Here is a 617-nt window from a genome sequence, read left to right as displayed (position 1 = left end):
ATAAGATTGAAGGATTTACAATAGTGACACAATAGGAGAAGGAAGGATGCATTAGAGCATATCCCCCCTTGATGACAACTTCCTGAACTCCTAACATAGATCGAAGTTTGGAAAACTTCTCTTCTATAAGAGACTTTGTGAAAATGTTTGCAACTTGATCTTCTGTAGGGCAAAAGAGCACTTCAATAACTTTATCATGAATGAGATTTCTGATGAAGTGCATGTGTAGCTCGATATGTTTGCTACGCTAATGTTGAACTGGGTCTTTGGCGAGCTTGATGGCACTTTGATTGTCACACCAAAGTCTGGTCGGATGCTGGTGCTGGAATCCAAACTCTGGCCACAGGGTTTCCTCACTTGCATTTATCGCTGCTCGGTACTCTGCTTATGCTGAAGAAAGTGCAATAGCCTATTGTTTCTTACAGGCCCAAGTGACAGGTCCTGAACCAAGGCTGAAAACATAACCTGCAGTAGACTTCCGATCATCAGGGTCGCCAGCCCAATCTGAATCAGTGAAACCAACCAATAAAGGAGTCCCCCCTGAACTGTAATGTATCCCAAACTGAACAGTACCACGAACATAGCGAAGTATCCTTTTAGCTGCTTTCCAATGGCTT

Annotated in this window: 2 protein-coding genes; both read right to left on the bottom strand. The window is 43.3% G+C overall.

From position 1 onward, the window contains the following. A partial coding sequence (locus NUW87_RS11485) for a ribonuclease H family protein (RefSeq protein ID WP_269028659.1) occupies positions 1-223 on the bottom strand: 223 nt, incomplete at its 3' end. A 186-nt stretch (positions 224-409) separates the two neighbouring features. After that, on the bottom strand, positions 410-617 hold a 208-nt coding region (locus NUW87_RS11480; protein ID WP_269028658.1), incomplete at its 5' end, for a Ty1/Copia family ribonuclease HI.

It is taken from the genome of Corynebacterium pilbarense, from assembly GCF_026930265.1.
Taxonomy (GTDB): domain Bacteria; phylum Actinomycetota; class Actinomycetes; order Mycobacteriales; family Mycobacteriaceae; genus Corynebacterium; species Corynebacterium pilbarense.
This window is presented reverse-complemented; position numbering and strand designations above follow the sequence as displayed.